Origin of the sequence: Actinomadura latina NBRC 106108 (genome assembly GCF_001552195.1) — a bacterium.
Classification (GTDB): Bacteria; Actinomycetota; Actinomycetes; order Streptosporangiales; family Streptosporangiaceae; genus Spirillospora; species Spirillospora latina.
Window position 1 is genome coordinate 107,047 of record NZ_BCQS01000011.1, and the last position, 20,312, is coordinate 127,358.

Below are 20,312 nucleotides of genomic sequence, written 5' to 3' on the forward strand. Positions count from 1 at the left end.
TCCCCTTTCCGCGCACAGAAATGGAGATCGGACATGGCTGACTACACTCCCCGGTACTTCCGGCCCGACGTCGGGCCGTTCGACTTCGAGAACGGGAACGCCGCGGTCGAAGTGATCTTCCCGGCGCTCCAGGCCGAGTCCCGTATGCGCGTCTCCGAATCGGGGAGCGACGCCTCGCTGGTCGCGGACTTCACCATGGCCCTCGAAGTCACCTGGTTCGACGCCGTCGCGCCGTACTACCGCCCGGCGGTGGGCATCTACTCGGACCTCGGCCACCGGCCGGAGATCGAGTGCAACAACCGGAACAAGAACGTCGCGGTGCTCTACGCCGCCTACCGGATCCTCCTGGACCGCCTTCCGCACGGCAGGGACGACTGGCGCGCGATGATGGAGTCGGTCGGGCTGAACCCGGACGACAACTCCGAGGACAAGGAGTCGCCGGTCGGCATCGGCAACCTCGCCGCCCGGGGAATGATCGAGGCCCGCGAGAACGACGGCATGAACCGGCTGGGGTACGAGGGGCGCAAGTACCACCCGCAGCCCTTCCGGGACTACACCGGATACAGGCCCGTCAACACGGCGTACGAGCTGTCCGACCCGTCCCACTGGCAGCCCAACCTGAACCCCTACGGCAACGGCGTCTTCACCGTCCAGCAGGCGGTGACCCCGCAGATGCGCCTCGCCACGCCGTTCACCTTCACCGATCCGGCCAAGTTCCGGCTCGACCCGCCGGTCAACAGCGACGTGCGCAACATCGACGCGTACCGGCGCCAGGCCGACGAGGTGCTGGCCGTGTCGGCGGGGCTGACCGACCGGCAGAAGGTGCTGGCCGAACTGTTCAACGACAAGTTCTTCACGCTCGGCGTCATCGCCGGCACGACCGCGCTGCGGACCAAGCCGATGGAGATCGGCGAGTTCGTCCAGTACCTGGCGACCGTCGAGGTCGCCATCTTCGACGCGGCCATCGTGGACTGGCACTACAAGGCCGCCTACGACTCGGTGCGGCCGTTCAGCGCGATCCGCTACCTGTACGGCGACAAGCCCGTATCCGCGTGGGGCGGTCCGGGCAAGGGCACCGTCCACGACATGACCGGCAACGAGTGGCAGAGCTACCTGACCACTCCGGACCACCCGGAGTACCCGTCGGTCTCGACCTCGCTCTGCGGCGCCTACACCCAGGCGGCGCGGCTGCTGCTCGGCGGCGACGAGATCAATTCCGAGATCCATGTGAAGGCGGGGTCGTCGGTGGTCGAGCCGGGCCTGACGCCGTCCGAGGACATGGTCCTGAGCTGGGACACCTGGACGGAACTCTCCACCGACTGCGGAATGAGCAGGCACTGGGGCGGCGTGCACTTCCGTTCCGCGATCGAGAACGTGAAGCCGTTCGCCACGGAAATCGGGACGCGCGCCTACGAATTCATGCAGGAGCACCTCCAGCCCTAGCGGCGGGCTGGAAAGTGCCGCGGGGCGTAGTCCGCTACGGGCGGGTGCGCTCGGTCAATCCGTAGAGGTTGCCGTCGTGCCCGCGGATCTGCGCCCACCGGCTGTTCTCCCGCCATGGCGCGGCCTCCGGCTCCACGACGATCTCGACGTTCCGCGCACGCAGGTCCGCGCAGGTGGCGTCGAGGTCGTCGCAGTCGAACCAGCCGTGGGTCATCCGTCCGGCCCGTTCGCGCAGGACCTGCAGGGTGGCCGGCTCGACGCCGGCGATCGCCACGTGGGTCCGCGCCCCCGGCGGGCTGACCTCGACCCAGCGCCGGCCGTCGCCGTACGGAACGTCCGCCGTCAGTTCGAAGCCGAGCGTTTCCGTCAGGAATTCCAGCGTCCTGTTCTGATCGGCGACGTAAAGCACTGCCAAACGCGGATTGGTGATCATCGTGTGCCCTTTCCGATGGTCGCTGGAACTGTTCGATGACATCTTATTCGCAGGACGGCAGATTTGACATGGATGCATACGGAAAGCGCGCCGGAAATCACATTGTCATAGCCGGTGGCGGGATAGGCGGGCTGACCGCGGCGCTGGCCCTGCACGCGCACGGCCTCACGGCGACGGTGCTGGAGTCCGCCCGCGAGATCCGCCCGCTCGGGGTGGGGATCAACATCCAGCCCGCCGCCATCGCGGAACTGACCGCCCTCGGCCTCGGGGACGCTCTGGCGGACAGCGGCATCGCCACCCGCGAGCACCGCTACCTCGACCGGGCCGGTACCACCCTGTGGACCGAACCGCGGGGCGTCGCGGCCGGTCATCCGTGCCCGCAGTACTCGCTCCACCGCGGGGAACTGCAGATGATGCTGCTGGACGCGGTCCGGGACCGGCTCGGCCCGGACGCGGTCCGCTCCGGATCCCGGGTGACCGGCTTCACGGAGACTCCCGGCGGCGTGAGCGTCCAGCTCGGCGACCGGGCCGGGAGGCCCGTGGCGGCGGTCGACGGCGCGGCGCTGATCGGTGCCGACGGACTGAACTCCGCGGTCCTCGCCCAGCTCCACCCCGGCCGGACCGCCCTGTGCGCGGCCGGCATCCACATGTGGCGCGGCCTGACCGAGCTGGACGAGTTCCTCGACGGCCGCACCATGATCCTGGCCAACGACGAGCACGGCGCCCGGCTGGTCGCCTACCCCTGCTCGGCGGCGCACGCCCGGCGGGGCAAGGCGCTCCTCAACTGGGTGTGCCTGGTCCCCGCCGGCGCGACGAGCGCGTCCGGCGACGCCGGCTGGGACCGTCCGGGCCGGCTGGAGGACGTCCTGCCGCACTTCTCGGCCTGGGACTTCGGCTGGCTGAGCGTCCCGGACGTCCTCACCCGCAGCGGCCGGATCCTGCAGTACCCCATGGTCGACCGCGACCCGCTGGACCGCTGGGGGACCGGCCGGGTCACCCTGCTCGGCGACGCCGCCCACCTGATGTACCCGATCGGCGCCAACGGCGCGTCGCAGGCCGTCCTCGACGCCGCCGTCCTCGCCGCCGAACTCGCCCGCGACGACGATGCGGCCGCCGCGCTGCACCGCTACGAAGCCGTCCGCCGTCCCGCCACGACCGCGATCATCCAGGCCAACCGGGACATGGACACCGCCGAGCGCGACCTGGCGGCCCGCGCCGGCGTGGACGACGCAGCCAAGGCCGCCGCTTTGGAGGCGGTGACCACCGGCTACCGCGATGTCGTCGAAAGCGGCACCGGGACCGAGTCCTAGCCCATCACGATCACACGCCGGGAAACAGCAAGAGGAGGGCATCGACATGGTGCGCACATCCGTCCAGGTTCTTGTCATTGGCGGCGGGCCGGCGGGGACGACCGCCGCGACACTGCTCGCCCGTCAGGGATTCCAGGTGATGCTGCTGGAGCGCGACCACTTCCCGCGCTACCACATCGGCGAGTCCCTGCTGCCCTCGTGCCTGCCGATCCTCGATCTGATCGGCGCGCGGGAGAAGATCGAGGCGTTCGGCTTCCAGCGCAAGGGCGGCGCGTACTACGCCTGGGGCGAGGAGAACTGGGAGCTCCGGTTCAGCGAGCTCTTCGGCACCGAGTACAGCTGGCAGGTCCGCCGGGAGGACTTCGACCGGCTGCTGCTCGACCACGCCCGCAGCGAGGGCGTCGAGGTGCACGAGGGCGTCGCCGTCCGCAAGATCGCCTTCGAGGGCGAGCGCGCGGTCAGCGCGAGCTGGGAGCGCACCGGCAAGGAGAACGGTGAGGCGGCCGAGGGGACCGTCGCCTTCGACTACGTCCTCGACGCGTCGGGACGGGCCGGGCTCCTGGCCACCAAGCACCACAACAGCCGCCGCCACCACGAGGTGTTCAAGAACGTCGCGCTGTGGGGCTACTGGAGGAACACCCGGCCGTTCGGGCACGGGCCGTCCGGCGGCATCGGCGTGTGCTCCATCCCGCACGGCTGGCTGTGGCAGATCCCGCTGCACGACGGGACCGTCAGCGTCGGCGCGGTCATCACCAAGGAGCACCTGCGCGCCCAGCAGGCGAAGCAGCCGGACCTGGCCGAGATCTACCGCGGCCACATCGCGGAGAGCCCGCTGATCTCCAACCTGGTGGAGGGCGCCGAGCTCAGCACCGAGGTGAAGGCGGAGACCGACTACTCCTACGTCACCGACCGGTTCGGCGGCCCGGGATACCTGCTCGCCGGCGACGCGGCGTGCTTCCTGGACCCGCTGCTGTCCACCGGCGTCCACCTGGCGATGTACAGCGCGCTGCTGTCGGCCGCGACGCTGTCCTCGATCCTGCGCGACGGGGTCGGCGAGGCGGACGCGATGAGCTTCTACGAGCAGGCGTACCGGACGGCGTACGAGCGCCTCCTCGTCCTGGTCTCGGTGTTCTACGAGGCCTACCGCGGCCGTGACGAGCACTTCTTCAACGCGCAGCGGCTGAGCAGGCGGGAGAAGAGCAACCTCCAACTGCACGAGGCGTTCCTGCACATCACGGCCGGCGTCGAGGACCTGGCCGACGCCATGGACCAGGAGCGCGCCTACGACGCCGTCGCCAAGGAACTCGTCGGGGAAGGCGCCGAGGGCGGCAACCCGCTGGCCAACCACAACGTCAACATGCTCCAGCCGCCGGACGCGCCCGGCCGCTCGCTGGCCGGCCTCTACCTGTCGATCGAGCCGAAGCTGACGCTGCTGTACGCGGGCTCCCGGGAGCGGGAAGCCGGCTAGGAGGCCCTAGGGCGCACCGGGCACCGCCCGCGGTCCCGGCGACCGGCGCGCCTCCCGGGGTCCGTCCCCCGGGAGGCGCGCCGCGTTCGTCGTCCCCAATCCCGACTTCTGAGCGGAGCACCGATGACCGAGACACCGACGGTCCAGATCTTCACCAAGCCGGACTGCGTCATCTGCAAGAACTCCAAACGCGTGCTCGAGACGGCCGGAATCCCGTTCGAGGAACTGGACACGGCGAGCGCGTCCCGGCTCGCCGACTCGGCCGTGTACTTCTCCGGGCGGCCCACGCTGCCGCAGGTCTTCGTCGGCGGGCAGTGGATCGACGGAGTGGACGACCTGAAGGGGCTGGCCGAGGCGGGCCGGCTCCGCGACGTCGTCGAGTCCGCGCACGGCGTGCTGCCGATCGACGCGATGACCGACGAGGAACTGGCCGCGGGCGCGGAGGACGTTCCTCTCGCCGACCACCTGTCCCGCACCGACGGGACGCACGACACCGATCCGGAGTCCTGGCCGATCCTGGAGTTCTACCACCGGATCTTCGGCTTCTGGCCGAACACGCTGGCCTACCTCTACCGCTGGCCGACCGCCTACAAGCTGTTCGTGTACTGCCAGAACATCGCCTCGCTGCAGAAGGCGGCCAAGACCGTCGGCACGCCGGTGGTCTCGATCATCGGGTACGGCTCGTCCGCGGCGCAGGGCTGCACGTACTGCATGACGCACAGCATCACGATGTTCAAAGGCCTGGACGTCGACGTCGCGGCGCTGAAGGCGGCCCGCCGGGGCGACGCCGGACCCGGCAACCCGTTCGGCCCGTTCGAGGTCGCGGTCGTCGACCTCGCCGCGCAGGCCACCCGGAACGCCGTCACGGACAAGGCCGTCGAGGCGGTGCGGAGCACGGCCGGCCAGGGGCGGACCAAGCCGGTGGATCCCGACGAGGCGCTGGAGGCCGTCATCCAGATCGGCGCGTCGATGGGGTTCTTCAACGTCTTCAACGACCTCAGCGGCCTCGCGATCGAGGGCGACTGGGCCGTGGTGGCGCAGTCGAAGGGCATCGACAGCGGACGGCACTCCGTCGAGGACGGGAACCCCGACAACCTCGCGCACGGCGTGCCCGACGGCGGGCCGTCCGCCCAGGAGATGCTCGACCGGTTCGAGGCGATCGTCGGTGATGTCGAGGCCTTCACCACCGAGCACCTGGGACTGACGCCGTCCTGGATCGCGGCCTGGCCGGAGGCGACCCGGGCGCTCCACGCGTACATGTACGTCACCCTGATGAACGGCGACGGCGACGCCGTGATCAGCGGCGAGCTCAAGCACCTGATGGCCAGGGTGGCGGCCGTCGCCCGCGGCCACACCTACCTCGCGGCGGTCGAGGGGTTCATCGCCGCGCACGTCGCCGAGGACTCCGGCCGGGCCGCGCTGCGGGTCCGGCACGCCTATCAGGCGGCGATCGGCCGCCCGGAGTCGGCGCGGCTGTTCGACGAGAAGGAGCAGAGCGCGCTGCGCCTGGCCTGGCTGTCGGCCCAGAGCCCGCTGGTCACTCCGCGGCGGTTCGTCGAGCCGCTCGTGGAGCGCCACGACGAGCGCGCCGTCACCGAACTCATCGTGTGCTGCGCCGTCGCGTCCCTCGTGCAGCGCTTCGCCGCCGTGGTGCGGCCGGACATCGAGCCGGACGTGCGGGCGTTCCTCGCCGGGAACGGCCTCGACGCCGGTCTGATCGACGTCCGGTTCCCGGCCGGGGACTGACCGGCAGGACCTTCGTGGCGCAACCCCCCGACACAGCGAAAGGTCGAGGAGACCCCATGGTCAGAAGGGGAATGCTTGGGCTCGGAATGCTCGGCCTAGGCATCGGTTACTTCCTCTGGTACACGCCGTACAGTGCCCTCGCCAAGGGAATTTCGGGAGCCCTTTTCCCGGGAGTCGACGAACCTGTCCGCGGGCTCTCCCTGCTCCCGGCGGCCGTGCTGGGTCAGATGTTGGCCATGCCGGTCTTCGTGTACCTGGGAGGGTGGCTGCGGTATTCGGGCCGGCGTGAGATCGCGGGCCGCTCGATGCCCTTCCCGTCCCGGGACACCGCCGAATCCGCCTTCTGGATGGCGCTGATCGTCGGCGCGACGACGATCAATTTCTCGTTCCCGGGCGCGTCGATCGTGTTCATGCTCGTGCTCATGCGCATCGGCACCATGGTGCTCTCCCCGGCCATGGACCTGATGCGGCGGCGGAGGATCCACTGGTACTCGGCCGCGGCGCTGGCGCTGTGCCTGCTGTCGGCGGTCATCGCGCTGGCCGACATCGGCAACTACACGCTCACGGCCGGCGCCGTGCTGAGCATCGGCTGCTACATCCTCGGCTACTCGCAGCGGTTCCGCATCATGAGCAGGCACGCCAAGACCGGCGAGGTGCTGCGCGACCGCCGCTATTTCATCGAAGAGCACATGACGACCCCGTTCGTCCTGCTCGCGCTGGTCGGCATACCGGCGCTCATCGACCAGGGCCCGCTGATGCACGGGCTGCGGACCGGGTTCACGGCGTTCCACACCACCCCCGCGGTGGCGTTCCCCGCGCTGCTGATCGGCGTCTGCTACGAGGGACTGTTCGTCATGACCAGCCTCATCTTCATCAACCGGCGGGAGTTCACCTTCGGGACGCCGGTCCACGTCTGCGCCAGCATGCTGGCCGGCATCGCCGCGTCCTTCATCCTGCACGGCGCCTTCGACGGGCCGCTGCCGAGCGCCTCCCAGTACCTGACCGCGGTCATGGTGACCGCCGCCGCCTCCATCCTGAGCTGGGACGCGGTCAGGGCCGTCCTGGCGCGAAGGGCCGCCCGGCCAGTGGCCCCGTCCGGCCGGATCATGTTCGTCTGCGGCGGCAACACCAGCCGGTCGCCGATGGCCGCGGCGATCGCCCGCGCGGAACTCGCCGCCTCGAACGGCAACGGCACGCCGCACTGGCCGATCGGCAGCGCCGGGATCTCGGTGCGCAAGCCCGGGGCGCCGCTCGCCCCGGAGGCCGCGGCCGTCCTGAGCGAACTGGGCATCGACCCGCCCCTCGCCCACCGGTCCAGGCAACTGACCCCGGAGATGTGCGCCGACACCAAGATGATCTACTGCATGACCCGCGCGCAGCGCGACCGGGTCGTCGAGCTCGCCCCCGCGGCCGCCGCGCGCACCGTGTGCCTCGACGCGGAGTCCGACGTCCCCGATCCGTCCGGGCAGCCGCTCCACGCCTACCGGTCCTGCGCGATCCGTTTCCAGACGCTGATCCGCCAGGGAGTACGGGAGCAGTGGGCCCAGTGAAGAAGACGGTTCACGTTCGACGCGAATCGAGGTCGGGACGGTCTCACGGCCGTCGCGGCGCGGCCTCCTACCAGCACCCGGTCGCGTTCTGGGTCGGAGCCGTGCTCACGACCACAGGCGCGATCATGCAGATGCCGATGTACTTCATGGCCGGGGACATGCGATACCGCATCGCCGGAATGGCGATGACCACGGAGATGTGGGCCGGGATGGTGATCGTGTTCGCCGGCCTGGGCCTTACCGCCTACAGCCTGTTCCCGCGATCGCGGCCGGCCGAGGCCGAAATGGGCAACGTCGCCATCACACCTCTCGACGACGCCAAAATCAGCGCCGCGCACGTCGCTCTGCTGTTCGTCACGGCGTTCGCGGTCGTGATCGACGGGATGAAACCGGCGGCGTTCGGATTCGTCGTGGTCGGCGCCGAGGCGGAGTACGGGCTGCGAGGCCCGCAGCACCCGGCCGCGGATGCCCTGCCCGTCGGCCTGTACCCGCTGTCCGGCATCCTCGGAACGATGGTCGGCTCATTCGTCTGGGGATGGCTGGGCGACCGCATAGGGCGGCGCGCGTCCATTCTGCTGGCCGCGATGCTGTTCATCGGAAGCTCGATGTGCGGTGCGATGCCCGAGTACTGGATGAACCTGGTCTGCTGCTTCATCATGGGCCTCGGCGCCGGAGGGATGATACCCATCGTCTTCTCGCTGCTGGCCGAAACCGTGCCGAGGCGGCACCGGGGCTGGATGATGCTCTTGATCGGCAGCAATATCGCCACCGCCTACGTCGCCGTCAGCTGGCTGGCGTCCACCCTGGCGTCACCGGACAACTTCGGCTGGCGGATGCTGTGGCTCGTGGGCCTGCCCACGGGCGTACTGCTGATCGTGCTCAACCACTGGATTCCCGAGTCCCCGCGCTACCTGCTCCAGCAGGGCCGCGACGAGGAGGCGCGCGCCGTCATGCGACGCTACGGCGCCGTCCTCGTCGCGCGACCGCCGGACTCCGCACCGGAACGCGAACGCGACTACGGATCGGGAGACCTGTTCCGAGGACCCTTCCTCGGCCTGACGGGAGGCATCGTCCTTCTCGGGCTGAGCATCGGCGGCGTCCAGTACGGATTCCAGCAATGGATGCCGTCCAACCTGGAGAGACTCGGCCTCTCCTCGACCGACGCGAGCGGCATCATGCGCAACGCCGCCGTCATCGGGCTCCCGCTCACCCTTCCCGTAGCGCTGCTCTACCACCGGTGGTCCAGCAAGAAGACCGCCCTGCTGGTCTCGGGGATCATCGGCGTCGCGCTCATCGGCTTCGTCATGCTGGGCGGACAGGCCGCAGCCAACCGCCCCCTGCTCTACGTGCTCCTGATCGTGCCGGTGTGGGGCGTCGGCATCATGAACGCGGTACTGGCGGCGTACACGGCCGAGGTCTACCCGACCGCCGTCCGCGCCCGCGGCAGCGGCGTGTCGGCGGGGGCGACCAAGGCCGGCGGCGTGCTGATCCTGGCGCTGGCCGTCGTCGCGTTCGCCGCGCCGTCCATCCGGATGACGGCCGCCGTCGGCGCGATCCCGATGATGCTGGCGGTCGTGGTCCTCGCCATGTTCGGCCCCGAGACCCGGCACAAGCGGCTCGAGCAGATCACGACCGAAGAGCTGCCCGGACGAGCCTCCACGCCGTCCGCCGCCCCCGTCGAGAACTGAGACACCTGCTCTCCGTGGTCTCTGATCACCCCTAGGAGAGGTCCCATGGGAGCTGCCCCCGCCACGGGTCCGGTCGCGCCGCTCGCATCGCACGGGCTGCTCATCTTCCTGCTCCAGGTCGCCGTGCTCCTGACTCTGGCGCTCGTCCTCGGCAGGCTGGCGACCAGGGTCGGGATGCCCGCCGTCGTCGGCGAACTGGCCGCGGGCGTCCTGCTCGGCCCCTCCCTGTTCGGCCAGGTGGCGCCGGACGCGGCCGGCTGGCTGATCCCGGCGGAGCCGGGCCAGTTCCATCTCCTCGACGCGTTCGGCGAGATCGGCGTCCTGCTCCTCGTGGCGATCGCCGGGATCCAGATGGACCTCGGGCTGGTACGCCGCAGAGGACTGGACGCCGCACGGATCGGTCTCGCCGGCCTGCTCATCCCGCTGGGGCTCGGGATCTGCTGCGGCCTCCTGCTGCCGGCGTCCCTCTTCGCCGCCGGCGCGGACCGGACGGCCGCAGCCCTCTTCCTCGGCATCGCGATGTGCATGAGCGCCATCCCGGTCATCGCGAAGACCTTGATGGACATGAACCTGCTGCACCGCAACATCGGCCAGCTCACGCTCACCGCCGGCATGATCGACAACACGGCCGGCTGGCTGCTGCTGTCGATCGCGTCGGCGATGACCTCGGTCGGCGTCGGCACCGGCACGGTCGCCACCGCGGTCGGGGAGGTGGTCCTCGTCCTCCTGCTGGCCGCCGCCGCCCGCCCGCTCGCGCGCCTGGTGCTCGGACGGATCCACGAGCCCGCCGTCACCGTCTCCACCGTCACGATCATGGTCCTCCTGGCGGCGGCGGGCACGCAGGCACTCGGCCTCGAACCGCTCTTCGGCGCGTTCCTCTGCGGGCTGGTCATCGCCGCGGCGGGCAACGTCGACGTGGCCGGACTCGCGCCGCTGCGCATGCTCGTCCTGGCGTTCCTGGCGCCGGTCTTCTTCGCGACCGCGGGCCTGCGCATGGATCTCACGGCGCTCGGCAGGCCGGTCGTCCTGCTGACGGCGCTCGTCGTCCTGCTGGTGGCGGTCGCCGGCAAGTTCACCGGCGCGATCCTCGGCGCCCGCCTCAGCGGGCTGAACCGCTGGGAGGCTCTCGCCCTGGGCGCCGGAATGAACGCCCGCGGCGCCGTGGAGATCATCGTCGCCATGGCGGGGCTGCGGCTCGGCATCCTGAACACCGCCACCTACACGATCATCGTCCTCGTAGCGATCGTGACCTCCCTCCTCGCGCCACCGATCCTGCGACCCGCCATGGCCAGGGTCGAGCGCACCCCCGAAGAACGCCAACGCGAGGACGCGTTCGCCTGACGCCGTCAGGCCGACCTGATCGCCGTCGCACACGCACCCCAAACCCGTCTGACCCCGCAACCCGGCCACCGGGCGCTCGCCACCGCGCGACGCCCGGTGGCCGCTTTTCGCGTTGCGGGGGCCTCAGTCCTCGGGACGGCCAAGGACGGTGCCGTGCGGCTGCCTTCGGTGTCGCCGTGTGTACTCCTGGCCGAGCGCGAAGAGCAACCACGTGAGAGCGGTGGCGTCGTCGACGATGCCGATCGGCAGGAAGACGTCCGGGATCAGGTCGATCGGAGAGACGATGTAGATCACCGCGATCACCATCGCGGCGATCTTGCCGGTGGAAGTCCGGTAGTAGGCCTGCGCGGCCGTGCCGGGTGGTCCGACGCGGCGGCGTTTCCGCAGCCGTAGGATGCCTGCGACCAGCAGCGCCGCGCCGACGGCCATGACGCCGGCTCCCACCATTGTGGCGTCAACACCGCCGAGGTCGCCGTCCATGGTGAGTGCGGGCACGGTGCCCGCAATGACGAAGACGAGCCCGAGCCAGACCATGCGCACCTCCGGGGGGCGTGTCTTCCGGTATTACCGCCCCAGACCATTTCACTCGGCGTCCGGGGGGACAAAGGTCGGGCCGCGGCCGACCGTCGATCTCCCTGCCTCGCGGAACGCAGTTTGGACGGAAGGGCCCGGAGGCTTGGCTGCCTCCGGGCCCTTCGTGCTGGTCATCGGACGGCGGCTCCGTGCCGCGCGAGGAGTTTCGCGCGTTTGGCCGGGGCGATGTTGCAGCGGTTGATGTCGCCGTCGTAGTGCTCGAGCAGCTTCTTGTCCATGATGCGGAACCACCACGGCGGCACGAGCGCGCGCAGGATCATGGTGGCGTAGCCGGCGGGCAGTTGCGGCGCCTCCGGAAAGTCCCGCAGCAACTGGTAGCGGCGGCCGGGGTTGGCGTGGTGGTCGGAGTGCCGCTGCAGGTTGTACAGCAGCACGTTGGAGGCGACCCGGTTGCTGTTCCAGCTGTGCTCGGGCGCCGTGCGCACGTAGCGGCCGTCGGCGGTCTGCTGCCGGAGCAGGCCGTAGTGCTCCAGGTAGTTGACGACCTCCAGCATCGTGAAGCCGAGGACCGCCTGCAGGAACAGGTAGGGCAGCAGTTCGAGCCCGAACACGGCGGTCAGCGCGGCGAACAGCGCGGCGGTCGTGAGCCAGCCCTGGATGACGTTGTTGCGCGGGGTCAGCGCGCTCTTGCCCTGTCTGGCCAGGCGTCCCTTCTCCAGCCGCCAGCAGGACCGGACGCCGCCGAGGACCGTCCGCGGCAGGAAGCGGTAGAACGACTCGCCCATGCGGGAGGTGGCCGGGTCTTCGGGCGTGGCGACGCGGGCGTGGTGGCCGCGGTTGTGCTCGACGACGAAGTGGCCGTAGCCGGTCTGCGCGAGCGTGACCTTGGCCAGGAAGACCTCGACCCGCTCCCTGCGGTGTCCCATCTCGTGCGCGGCCGCGATGGCGATGCCGCCGACCGTGCCGATGGTCGTGGCGAACCCGATGCGGTCGACCAGGGACATCGACTCCCGCACCAGGATCGAGCAGCCCACGATCAGCGATGCGTACTGGATCGGGATGTAGAGGACGTTCGCCCACATGTAGAAGCGGTCCTTGGCGAGCCGCGGCATCGCGCTCTCCGGCGGGTTCGTGGCGTCCTCGCCGAAGAGAAGGTCGAAGACGGGGAAGATCGCGAAGATCAGCACCGGCCCGAGCCACCAGAAGAAGCCCAGTCCGGTGAGGTTGACCAGGCCCCACGCGCTGAAGGGGATCGCGGGCACCAGCAGGCCGAGCAGCCAGAAGTACCGCTTGGGGTCCCGCCACGGCTCCTCGGCCCGGGCAGCCCGCCCGCCGCCGGCCTGTTCGGTCGCTACCACGACCACCACCGCCTTACAGTATGGGAAATTCTGTCCAGAAGCTTGACACTATTCCACTAAGTGTCAAGAGTGATTCGGGTCATAGTGGACGGGCCGTCTACCATGTCGGTGAGATGACGCCCTACCGAGAAACCGTCCGCTCGCTGCTTCGCGACCGCCTGCTGGACGCGGCCTACGAACTGGTCGCCGCGGGCGGGTGGGGCCGCATGCGGATGACGCACCTGGCCTCCCGCGCGGGAGTGAGCAGGCAGACCGTCTACACCGAGTTCGGTACCAAGGACGCGATCGGCGAGGCGCTGGTCATGCGCGAGGTCGAGCAGTTCCTGGTCGGCATCCTGGAGCAGCTCGACGCCCACCGCGGAGATCTCGCCACCGCGATCGTCGCCGCGGTCTGCTTCACCCTCCGCGAGGCGGCCGACAACCACCTGCTCAAGAGCGTCCTCACCAGTGCGCGCGGCGGCAACGAGGGACTGCTCGCGCTCGTCGCCGTCCGGTCCGACCATCTGATGCGCACGGCGCAGGAGGCGCTCGACGGCCACGTGTCCGAGGCGTGGCCGGAGATCGACCCGCTGTCGCGGAGCCTGGCCATCGAGACGGTCGTCCGGGTCACGATCAGCCACATCGTCCAGCCGGTGGCGCCGGCCGAGGAGACCGCCGGGCGGGTGGCCGAGATCGCCATGCGGGTGGCCCGGCCGGAGGCGTAGCGGGGCGGCGGTCGCACGGGAGACGCCGGCCTCCTGGGCGATGTCCTCCACCCGGACGCCGATGCAGCCGTACTTGCTGGAACACGTGTCTACACGTCTGTGTAACATACGTCTAAACACATGTTCTCATCGTCAAGGAGGTGGCGGCGTGCTCTCCGCTCTCGGCCGTTTCTCGGCCCGGCACCGCTGGTGGGTGCTGGCCGCGTGGGCTCTGCTGGTCATCGGCGTCGTGGCGGGCGCCCGCACCGCCGGTGAGTCGTTCAACAACGACCTCACGCTGTCGGGGACCGACTCGCAGTCCGCCTACGACACCCTCCGGGCCCGTTACCCCGACATGGCCGGCGACGGCATGCAGGTCGTGGTCCACAGCGAGCAGGGGGCGATCTCGCCCGACGTCCAGCAGAAGATGCAGGCGGCGGTGTCCGACGTCCGGGCCGAGCCCGGCGTGGCGTCCGCCCAGTCGCCGTTCGGGCAGGCCAGGCACATGGTCTCCGCGGACGGCCGGACCGCGATCGCGAGCGTCCAGTTCACCCAGCGGGCCAAGGACATCCCCCAGGAGTCGGTGCAGAAGGCGCAGGAGGCGTTCGACCCGGTGCGCGGGCCCGGCGTCGAGGTCGCCTACGGCGGCCCGGCGGTGCAGGCCGAGACGGGGCCGTCCGGGCAGGAGGTCTACGGCCTGGTCGCGGCGGTCCTGGTGCTGCTGATCGCGTTCGGCTCGCTCGCGGCGATGCTGGTGCCCATCGTCACCGCGCTGGCCGGCGTGGGCGTCGGGCTGTCGCTGATCACAATGCTGTCCGGCGCGGTGACCATCGGGACGTCCGGGCCGGTCGTCGCGGCCATGATCGGCCTCGGCGTGGGGATCGACTACGCCCTGCTGGTCGTCACCCGTCATCGCGAGGAGATGTCGCGCGGCCTCGCCCCGGCGGACGCGATCGCCGCTGCGATGGGCACGGCGGGACGGTCGGTGCTGGTCGCCGGCACCACCGTGATCGTCGCCATCCTCAGCCTGTACGTGATCGGCGTCCCGTTCGTCTCGGCGCTCGGACTGGCCAGCGCGGTGACGGTCGCGGCCACGCTGCTCGCGTCGGTGACGCTGCTGCCCGCGCTGCTGGGCATGTTCGGCCGCAATCTGGACCGGCTGCGCATCGGCCGCCGCAAGCCGTCGCACGGCTCCGCGACCGGCACGGCCCGCGCGGTCGTCCGGTTCCGGTGGGCCGCGATCGTGCTGGCCGTCGGCGCGTTCGTGCTGCTGGCGCTGCCGCTCGGGTCGCTGCGGCTCGGCACCGCCGACGGCGGTTCGCAGCCGCCCGGCTCCACACAGCGGCAGGCGTACGAGCTGGTCGACGAGGCGTTCGGGCCCGGCTGGACGGGGCCGCTGCTGGTCACCGTCGACTACGGGCAGGACGGCCGGGCGCCGCAGCAGGCGGCGGCCCTGCGGAACACGGTCGCGCAGACCGACGGGGTGCAGAACGTGCTCCCGCCGCGGCCCGACGCGCAGGGCCGCACGGCCGTGCTGACGGTGATCCCGGAAGGGGCGCCCGACTCGGCGGCCACCGAGAACCTGGTGCACACGCTGCGCTCGGACGTCCTGCCGGACGCGGCGCCCGGCGCCGAGGCGCACATCGGCGGGGCCACCGCGACCAGCATCGACCTGGCCGACCGGCTCGGCGCCAGGATGGGCTGGTTCATGCTGCTCGTCGTCGGCCTGGCGTTCCTGCTGCTCCTGGTCGAGTTCAGGTCGCTCGCCGTGCCCGTCGTCGCGGTGCTGATGAACCTGCTCGCCGTGGGCGCGGCGTACGGGCCCGTGGTCGCGGTGTTCCAGTGGGGCTGGTGGCCGGCGAGCCTGATCGGCGCGCATCCCGGCCCGGTGGAGTCGTTCGCCCCGGTGATGCTGTTCGCGGTCCTGTTCGGCCTGTCCACCGACTACGCGGTCTTCCTGTTCAGCCGGATCCACGAGGAGTTCCGCCGGGACGGGGACGCCAGGCGCGCGGTGATCGAGGGGGTGGCGTCCACCTCCCGGGTGATCCTCGCGGCGGCCTCGGTGATGGTCGTCGTCTTCACCTCGTTCGTCTTCAACGACCAGCGGGTCGTCAACCTGTTCGGCTTCGGGCTGGCCACCGCGATCGCCCTGTACGCGCTGCTGGCGATGCTCGTGCTGGTCCCGGCGGTGCTGGCCGTCCTCGGCCGGGCCGCCTGGTGGCTGCCGGGATCGTCGGCGCGGCGCCGGGCCGTGCCTGACCGCGACACATCCGAAGTCGACGAACCCGAAGTGCAGGAGGCACGATGACGCAGACCCGACCCGCCGACGTGGACGTCCTGGTCGTCGGTGCAGGCCCCACCGGCCTGACCGCCGCGTACGAGGCGCTCCGCCACGGCCTGACCGCCCGGATCATCGACCGCAAGGCCGGCCGCGCGTCCATCTCCAAGGCGCTGGTCGTGCACGCCAGGACGATGGAGGCCTTCGAGACGATGGGGCTGGCCGGCGACGTCCTCGCGGCGGGCGTCCCGTTCGCCGCCCTGAACATCCAGGCCGGCCGGGGCCGTCCCGTGCGAGTCGACATGCGCGGCCTCCCGTGGGGCGACACGTCCTACCCGTTCTGGCTGTCGATCCCCCAATACGTCACCGAGCAGATCATCGAAACGCACCTCGGCGCGGCCGGCGCGAAGGTGGAATGGAACGTGTGGGCGGAGCACCTGCGCGACCACGGCGGCCACGTCGAGACGACGCTGCGCCATGACTCCGGGCATACCGAGACGGTCCGCTCACGCTGGCTGATCGGCTGCGACGGCGGCCGCAGCACCGTACGCGACCTGGCCGGGCTCACGCTGAAGCGCTCGGACGCCGGCGCCACCTTCGTCCTCGCCGACATCCGGACCACGGCGCCGCTCGTCCAGGACGAGGGATACGTCCATCTCGGCCGCGAGGGGCTGCTTCTCCTCGTCCCGATGCCCAAGCCCGGACGCCGCCGCATCATCGCGCACATGCCGGGGGCGGTGCCGCCCGCCATCGACACGCCCTTCCTGGACGCGATGATCCGCAGCCGGACGGGCCTGGACATCGGCGCGCACGACCTCACCTGGCAGTCCCGGTTCAACCTCGGCCACGGCGTCGCCGACCGCTACCGCCGCGGCCGGGTCTTCCTCGCCGGGGACGCCGCTCACGTGCACAGCCCCGTCGGCGGCCAGGGCCTCAACACCGGCGTCCAGGAGGCCCACAACCTGCTGTGGAAGATCGCGGCGGCCGACGGGCTCGACGAGGAGGCGGCCGGCCGGCTGCTGGACACCTACGAGACCGAACGGCGGACCATCGCCCGCGGCATGGTGCACGGCACCGCCCGCATGACCAAGGTGATGACCGCGGACCTCGGGCTCGCCCACCGGATGCGCGCCGTCCTCGCCCCGCGCGTGGTCGGCCGGCCGTCGGTCCAGGCCAGGCTCGGACGCCGGGTCGGGATGCTGGACACCGCCTACCGCAACCGGGTGCTCTCGGCCGCCGGCCGCCGGATGCCCAATCCCGAGTTGCGCGATGGCGGCCGGCTCCACCAGCGGCTCGGCGCGCTCGGCCACACCTGGGTGGCCTGGGTGGCCTCGGGCGAGCCACTGCCCGATCCCGCCGATGCCCGCTGGCGCGGACTGCCCGTGCTGCCCGTTACCCGGACGTCCCTCGCCGACGGGCAGCCCTGGCCGGACGACGCCGAGCGCGTGGTCCTCGTGCGCCCCGACCGGCATGTGGCGGCGGCCGGTCGGACGCCCGAAGCCGTATGGTCGGCCCTCCAGCACCACACGACCTGCGGACCACCCACCCGTTGAGAACGGAAAGCCGACCTGTACCGCTGGCCGCGGTTCACCCTGCTGGTGATCGCACCGCTCGCGCGTTGAGGCACCGGTCAAAGGCGGCCCTTGAGCATGGCGTGCCAGTAGAGAGCGGGCAGTCCGTATCGCTTGAGGTACCACATGTCACGGCGCTCCTTCTTCAGGTTGATGAAGGGGAAGGACGGGGTGAGCGCGAGGTCGTAGTCGAATTCGGCGAGGAGCATCTTGTCGCGGGCCGTGACGAGCGGGCATGAGGTGTAGCCGTCGTAGCTGCCGGTCCCGGGGCGGCCCGCCATGCCGGCGACGAGGTTCTCGACGACGACCGGAGCCTGCTTGCGGACGGCCGCGCCCGTCTTGGACGTCGGCAGGTTGGCGACGTCGCCGAGGGCGTAGACGTTCGGGTAACGCGGGTGAACCAGGGTGTGGGGGTCGACCTCGACGAAGCCGCGGGGGTCGGCCGGCGCGGCGAGAGAACTCTTCTTCACCCAGTCCGGGGCGCTCTGCGGTGGGGTCGCGTGGAGGAAGTCGTAGGAGATCCTCTCCTTGTCGCCCGTGGCGTTGTCGGCAAGGGTCAGTTCGCGGCTGTCGGGGTCGAGCGAGATGAGTTCCGACTGCAAACGCACTTCGATGCCGTATCGCGCTGCGACCTTCTCCAGTTCGCGGGCGTAGGTCTCGACCTTGAACATCGTCGGTTCGGCCAGGGACAAGACGATGCGGATGTCGTCCAGCCTGCCCTCCCGGCGCCAGTGGTCGGCGGCCAGATAGGCGATCTTCTGCGGGGCGCCCCCGCACTTGATCGGGCCGGCGGGGTGGGTGAACACGGCCGTGCCGGACGTGAGGTTCCGGATGAACTCCCACGTCTTCGGGGCGTATTCGGGGGCGTAGTTGCTGGACACGCCGTCGTGGCCGACCGATTCGGCGAGCCCGGGGACGGCCGTCCAGTCGAGTTGGAGGCCGGGGGCGAGCACCAGGTACTCGTAGCGGAGATCGGTGCCGCTCGCGGTGGTGACCGTCCGGGCGTCGGGGTCGACGGCGGCCGCGGCGTCGCGGATCCACCCGACGCCGGGCGGGATGACCGACCGCTCGGGCCTGCGGGAGAGTTCGGTGGTCGCCTGGCCGCCGCCGACCAGGGTCCACAGCGGCTGGTACCAGTGCGTGTCGGAAGGCTCCAGGATTGTGACTCCGCTGACGCCCTTGCGGCGCAGCCTTGCGGCGACGGTGATCCCGGCGGTGCCGCCGCCGATGATGAGGACGCGGTGCCGTTGCGAGGTGTCGGACATGCGGTGCTCCCTTCTCCGGGTACCCCCCGGGGTATTCACACAGTAGGTGACGGGGAGAGCGGTCGACAAATACCCCCTGCGGTATATCCGCGGGATGCCAGGCCCGCAGGAGGCGAACGTCTCGTCCGGAGCGGCCCCGTCGCTTCTCGCGGAACCGCCCTCGCCCGCGCTGCGCATCGCGGGATGGACGGCAAGAGCGGGCACCATCTACTATCGGCGTAGTAATCGGACGTGCGAGGTGGGGACGGTGAACGCGGACGAGAGGGCCCGCCGGCCCGCCGGGATGCTGGAGGACGCGGTGCTGGCCGCCCTCTGGGAAGGCGCGCGGCCGATGAGTCCCGCCGAGGTCCAGGCCGTCGTCGACGGCTCGCCCGCTTACACGACCGTGATGACCACGCTGGCGCGGCTGGCCCGCAAGGGGCTCGCGTCGCGCGTACGGGAGGGGCGCGGATATCTGTACGCCGCGAACGTCGACGAGGCCGGTCACACCGCCGCCGCCATGAACGAGTTGTTGTGCCGCCGCAATGATCGCGCCGCGGTGCTCGCCCGGTTCGTGTCCGAACTCGCCCCCGCCGATGAGGCGTTGCTGCACGGCCTGCTTCGCGACACCGGAGGCGGCGACGGCGAGGGGGGTCCAGGCCGCCGCTGAGATCGCCGAGCCTGAGTGGGTATCGCACTGGCAGATGCCCGCCGATTGGAGTTCCGGTTGGGAACGTTCGCGCGTGCCTGGGCAGCCCTGCTGCTGGCAGGGTGCCTGGCCGTCGGCTGTGGAGGCGGGACCACGCACCACGTCCGCCCGCATCCAACGACCGGATCGGTGCCCCGGTTCAGGCACGTCGTGGTGGTCGTCCTGGAGAACAAGGCGGTGGAGCAGGTGATCGGTGCCAAGCGGGCGCCCTACCTGACCTCGCTCGCGCGGTCCGGTGCCCTGTTCGTGAACTCCTATGCCATCCGGCATCCGAGTCAGCCGAACTACCTGGCGCTCTTCTCCGGGTCGACGCAGGGCCTGACCGACGACTCCTGCCCGCACTCCTTCACCTCGGCGAACCTCGCCGGTGAACTGCGCGCCGCCGGACACACCTTCGTCGGCTTCTCCGAAGGTCTTCCGCACGTCGGTTCAGGCGTCTGCAAGAGTGGCGACTACGCCCGCAAGCACGTTCCCTGGGCGGACTTCCCAAGCTTGCCCGCTTCGGTGAACCGGCCTTTCACCGACTTCCCGCGGAACTACGCCACGCTGCCCGCGGTGGCGTTCGTCATCCCGGACCTGTGCCATGACATGCACGACTGTTCCGTGGCGACGGGAGACTCCTGGCTGCGGGCGAGTCTCGGCGGCTACGCGCAGTGGGCGAGGACGCACGACAGCCTGCTCATCGTCACCTTCGACGAGAACGACGGCTCATCCGGCAACAAGATCGCCACCCTGTTCGCCGGGGCGTTCGTGAAGCCCGGCCGTTATCCGGAGGAGATCGACCACTACGGCGTCCTGAGGACGATCGAGGACGCCTTCCGGCTTCCCCATGCGGGGGCGAGTGCGTCCCGCGGCCCCGTCACCGATGTCTGGACGCCCGCCCACCGCTAGCCACGGCCCGCGCTCATGTTCCGCTGACCCGCCAGCTTCTACTATCGCGATAGTAGATCATTGGA

General features: G+C 70.5%; 16 protein-coding genes. 12 read left to right on the plus strand and 4 right to left on the minus strand.

What is annotated here, in order from left to right:
- Positions 1-33 precede the first annotated feature (33 nt).
- Positions 34-1,443, plus strand: coding sequence for a vanadium-dependent haloperoxidase (locus AL2_RS16500; protein WP_067634748.1), 1,410 nt, complete (start codon positions 34-36; stop codon positions 1,441-1,443).
- Between the two features lie 34 nt (positions 1,444-1,477).
- Here AL2_RS16500 and AL2_RS16505 read toward each other — a convergent pair whose 3' ends face one another.
- Complete coding sequence (locus AL2_RS16505) at positions 1,478-1,852, minus strand: VOC family protein (protein WP_067634749.1); 375 nt, start codon at positions 1,850-1,852, stop codon at positions 1,478-1,480.
- Between the two features lie 92 nt (positions 1,853-1,944).
- Between AL2_RS16505 and AL2_RS16510 the strand changes: the two genes are divergently transcribed.
- The 6 genes from AL2_RS16510 to AL2_RS16535 all read left to right on the plus strand — a co-directional run bounded on the left by AL2_RS16510 (position 1,945) and on the right by AL2_RS16535 (position 10,979).
- On the plus strand, positions 1,945-3,186 hold the full coding sequence (locus AL2_RS16510) for an FAD-dependent monooxygenase (protein WP_067634750.1): 1,242 nt from the start codon (positions 1,945-1,947) through the stop codon (positions 3,184-3,186).
- Between the two features lie 46 nt (positions 3,187-3,232).
- A complete protein-coding gene (locus AL2_RS16515; protein WP_210747831.1) occupies positions 3,233-4,654 on the plus strand; it encodes an NAD(P)/FAD-dependent oxidoreductase in 1,422 nt (473 codons plus the stop codon).
- A gap of 123 nt (positions 4,655-4,777) precedes the next feature.
- A complete protein-coding gene (locus AL2_RS16520) occupies positions 4,778-6,400 on the plus strand; it encodes a glutaredoxin domain-containing protein (RefSeq protein WP_067634751.1) in 1,623 nt (540 codons plus the stop codon).
- Between the two features lie 236 nt (positions 6,401-6,636).
- Positions 6,637-7,950, plus strand: coding sequence for an arsenate reductase/protein-tyrosine-phosphatase family protein (locus AL2_RS36370; protein ID WP_168444573.1), 1,314 nt, complete (start codon positions 6,637-6,639; stop codon positions 7,948-7,950).
- Positions 7,951-8,051: 101 nt separating this feature from the next.
- A complete protein-coding gene (locus tag AL2_RS16530) occupies positions 8,052-9,638 on the plus strand; it encodes an MFS transporter (RefSeq protein WP_067634752.1) in 1,587 nt (528 codons plus the stop codon).
- 45 nt (positions 9,639-9,683) lie between these two features.
- On the plus strand, positions 9,684-10,979 hold the full coding sequence (locus tag AL2_RS16535; protein ID WP_067634753.1) for a cation:proton antiporter: 1,296 nt from the start codon (positions 9,684-9,686) through the stop codon (positions 10,977-10,979).
- Between the two features lie 123 nt (positions 10,980-11,102).
- Here the strand turns inward: AL2_RS16535 and AL2_RS16540 are convergent, their stop codons facing one another.
- On the minus strand, positions 11,103-11,513 hold the full coding sequence (locus AL2_RS16540) for a YkvA family protein (protein ID WP_067634754.1): 411 nt from the start codon (positions 11,511-11,513) through the stop codon (positions 11,103-11,105).
- Between the two features lie 170 nt (positions 11,514-11,683).
- Complete coding sequence (locus AL2_RS16545; protein ID WP_083946583.1) at positions 11,684-12,880, minus strand: alkane 1-monooxygenase; 1,197 nt, start codon at positions 12,878-12,880, stop codon at positions 11,684-11,686.
- Positions 12,881-12,984: 104 nt separating this feature from the next.
- Here AL2_RS16545 and AL2_RS16550 point away from each other — a divergent pair, with 104 nt between their 5' ends.
- The 3 genes from AL2_RS16550 to AL2_RS16560 all read left to right on the plus strand — a co-directional run bounded on the left by AL2_RS16550 (position 12,985) and on the right by AL2_RS16560 (position 17,385).
- Entirely contained in the window at positions 12,985-13,575 is a 591-nt protein-coding gene (locus AL2_RS16550; protein WP_067634755.1) for a TetR/AcrR family transcriptional regulator, read from the plus strand.
- A gap of 148 nt (positions 13,576-13,723) precedes the next feature.
- Positions 13,724-15,862 carry an MMPL family transporter gene (locus AL2_RS16555; RefSeq protein WP_067634756.1) on the plus strand — a complete coding sequence of 713 codons (2,139 nt, stop codon included), beginning with the start codon at positions 13,724-13,726 and terminating at the stop codon, positions 15,860-15,862.
- Positions 15,859-17,385: an FAD-dependent monooxygenase gene (locus AL2_RS16560; RefSeq protein WP_067634757.1), complete on the plus strand. Its 1,527-nt coding sequence runs from the start codon at positions 15,859-15,861 to the stop codon at positions 17,383-17,385. Before AL2_RS16555 ends, AL2_RS16560 begins: the two co-directional genes overlap by 4 nt.
- A 77-nt stretch (positions 17,386-17,462) precedes the next feature.
- Here AL2_RS16560 and AL2_RS16565 read toward each other — a convergent pair whose 3' ends face one another.
- Entirely contained in the window at positions 17,463-18,668 is a 1,206-nt protein-coding gene (locus AL2_RS16565) for an NAD(P)/FAD-dependent oxidoreductase (protein WP_067634758.1), read from the minus strand.
- Positions 18,669-18,915: 247 nt separating this feature from the next.
- On the opposite strand from AL2_RS16565, the gene AL2_RS16570 reads away from it, so the two are divergent.
- Together AL2_RS16570 and AL2_RS16575 are read left to right on the plus strand one after the other, a co-directional pair.
- Positions 18,916-19,317 carry a BlaI/MecI/CopY family transcriptional regulator gene (locus AL2_RS16570; protein ID WP_218003667.1) on the plus strand — a complete coding sequence of 134 codons (402 nt, stop codon included), beginning with the start codon at positions 18,916-18,918 and terminating at the stop codon, positions 19,315-19,317.
- A gap of 168 nt (positions 19,318-19,485) precedes the next feature.
- On the plus strand, positions 19,486-20,247 hold the full coding sequence (locus AL2_RS16575) for an alkaline phosphatase family protein (RefSeq protein WP_210747830.1): 762 nt from the start codon (positions 19,486-19,488) through the stop codon (positions 20,245-20,247).
- The last annotated feature ends 65 nt before the right edge of the window (positions 20,248-20,312 follow it).

Bases quoted from the DNA above. Each gene is read 5' to 3' on its own strand.
- AL2_RS16500 (WP_067634748.1), top strand. From the start codon at position 34: ATGGCTGACTACACTCCCCGGTACTTCCGGCCCGACGTCGGGCCGTTC.
- AL2_RS16510 (WP_067634750.1), top strand. From the start codon at position 1,945: ATGGATGCATACGGAAAGCGCGCCGGAAATCACATTGTCATAGCCGGT.
- AL2_RS16515 (WP_210747831.1), top strand. From the start codon at position 3,233: ATGGTGCGCACATCCGTCCAGGTTCTTGTCATTGGCGGCGGGCCGGCG.
- AL2_RS16520 (WP_067634751.1), top strand. From the start codon at position 4,778: ATGACCGAGACACCGACGGTCCAGATCTTCACCAAGCCGGACTGCGTC.
- AL2_RS36370 (WP_168444573.1), top strand. From the start codon at position 6,637: ATGCCGGTCTTCGTGTACCTGGGAGGGTGGCTGCGGTATTCGGGCCGG.
- AL2_RS16535 (WP_067634753.1), top strand. From the start codon at position 9,684: ATGGGAGCTGCCCCCGCCACGGGTCCGGTCGCGCCGCTCGCATCGCAC.
- AL2_RS16540 (WP_067634754.1), bottom strand. From the start codon at position 11,513: ATGGTCTGGCTCGGGCTCGTCTTCGTCATTGCGGGCACCGTGCCCGCA.
- AL2_RS16550 (WP_067634755.1), top strand. From the start codon at position 12,985: ATGACGCCCTACCGAGAAACCGTCCGCTCGCTGCTTCGCGACCGCCTG.
- AL2_RS16560 (WP_067634757.1), top strand. From the start codon at position 15,859: ATGACGCAGACCCGACCCGCCGACGTGGACGTCCTGGTCGTCGGTGCA.
- AL2_RS16565 (WP_067634758.1), bottom strand. From the start codon at position 18,668: ATGTCCGACACCTCGCAACGGCACCGCGTCCTCATCATCGGCGGCGGC.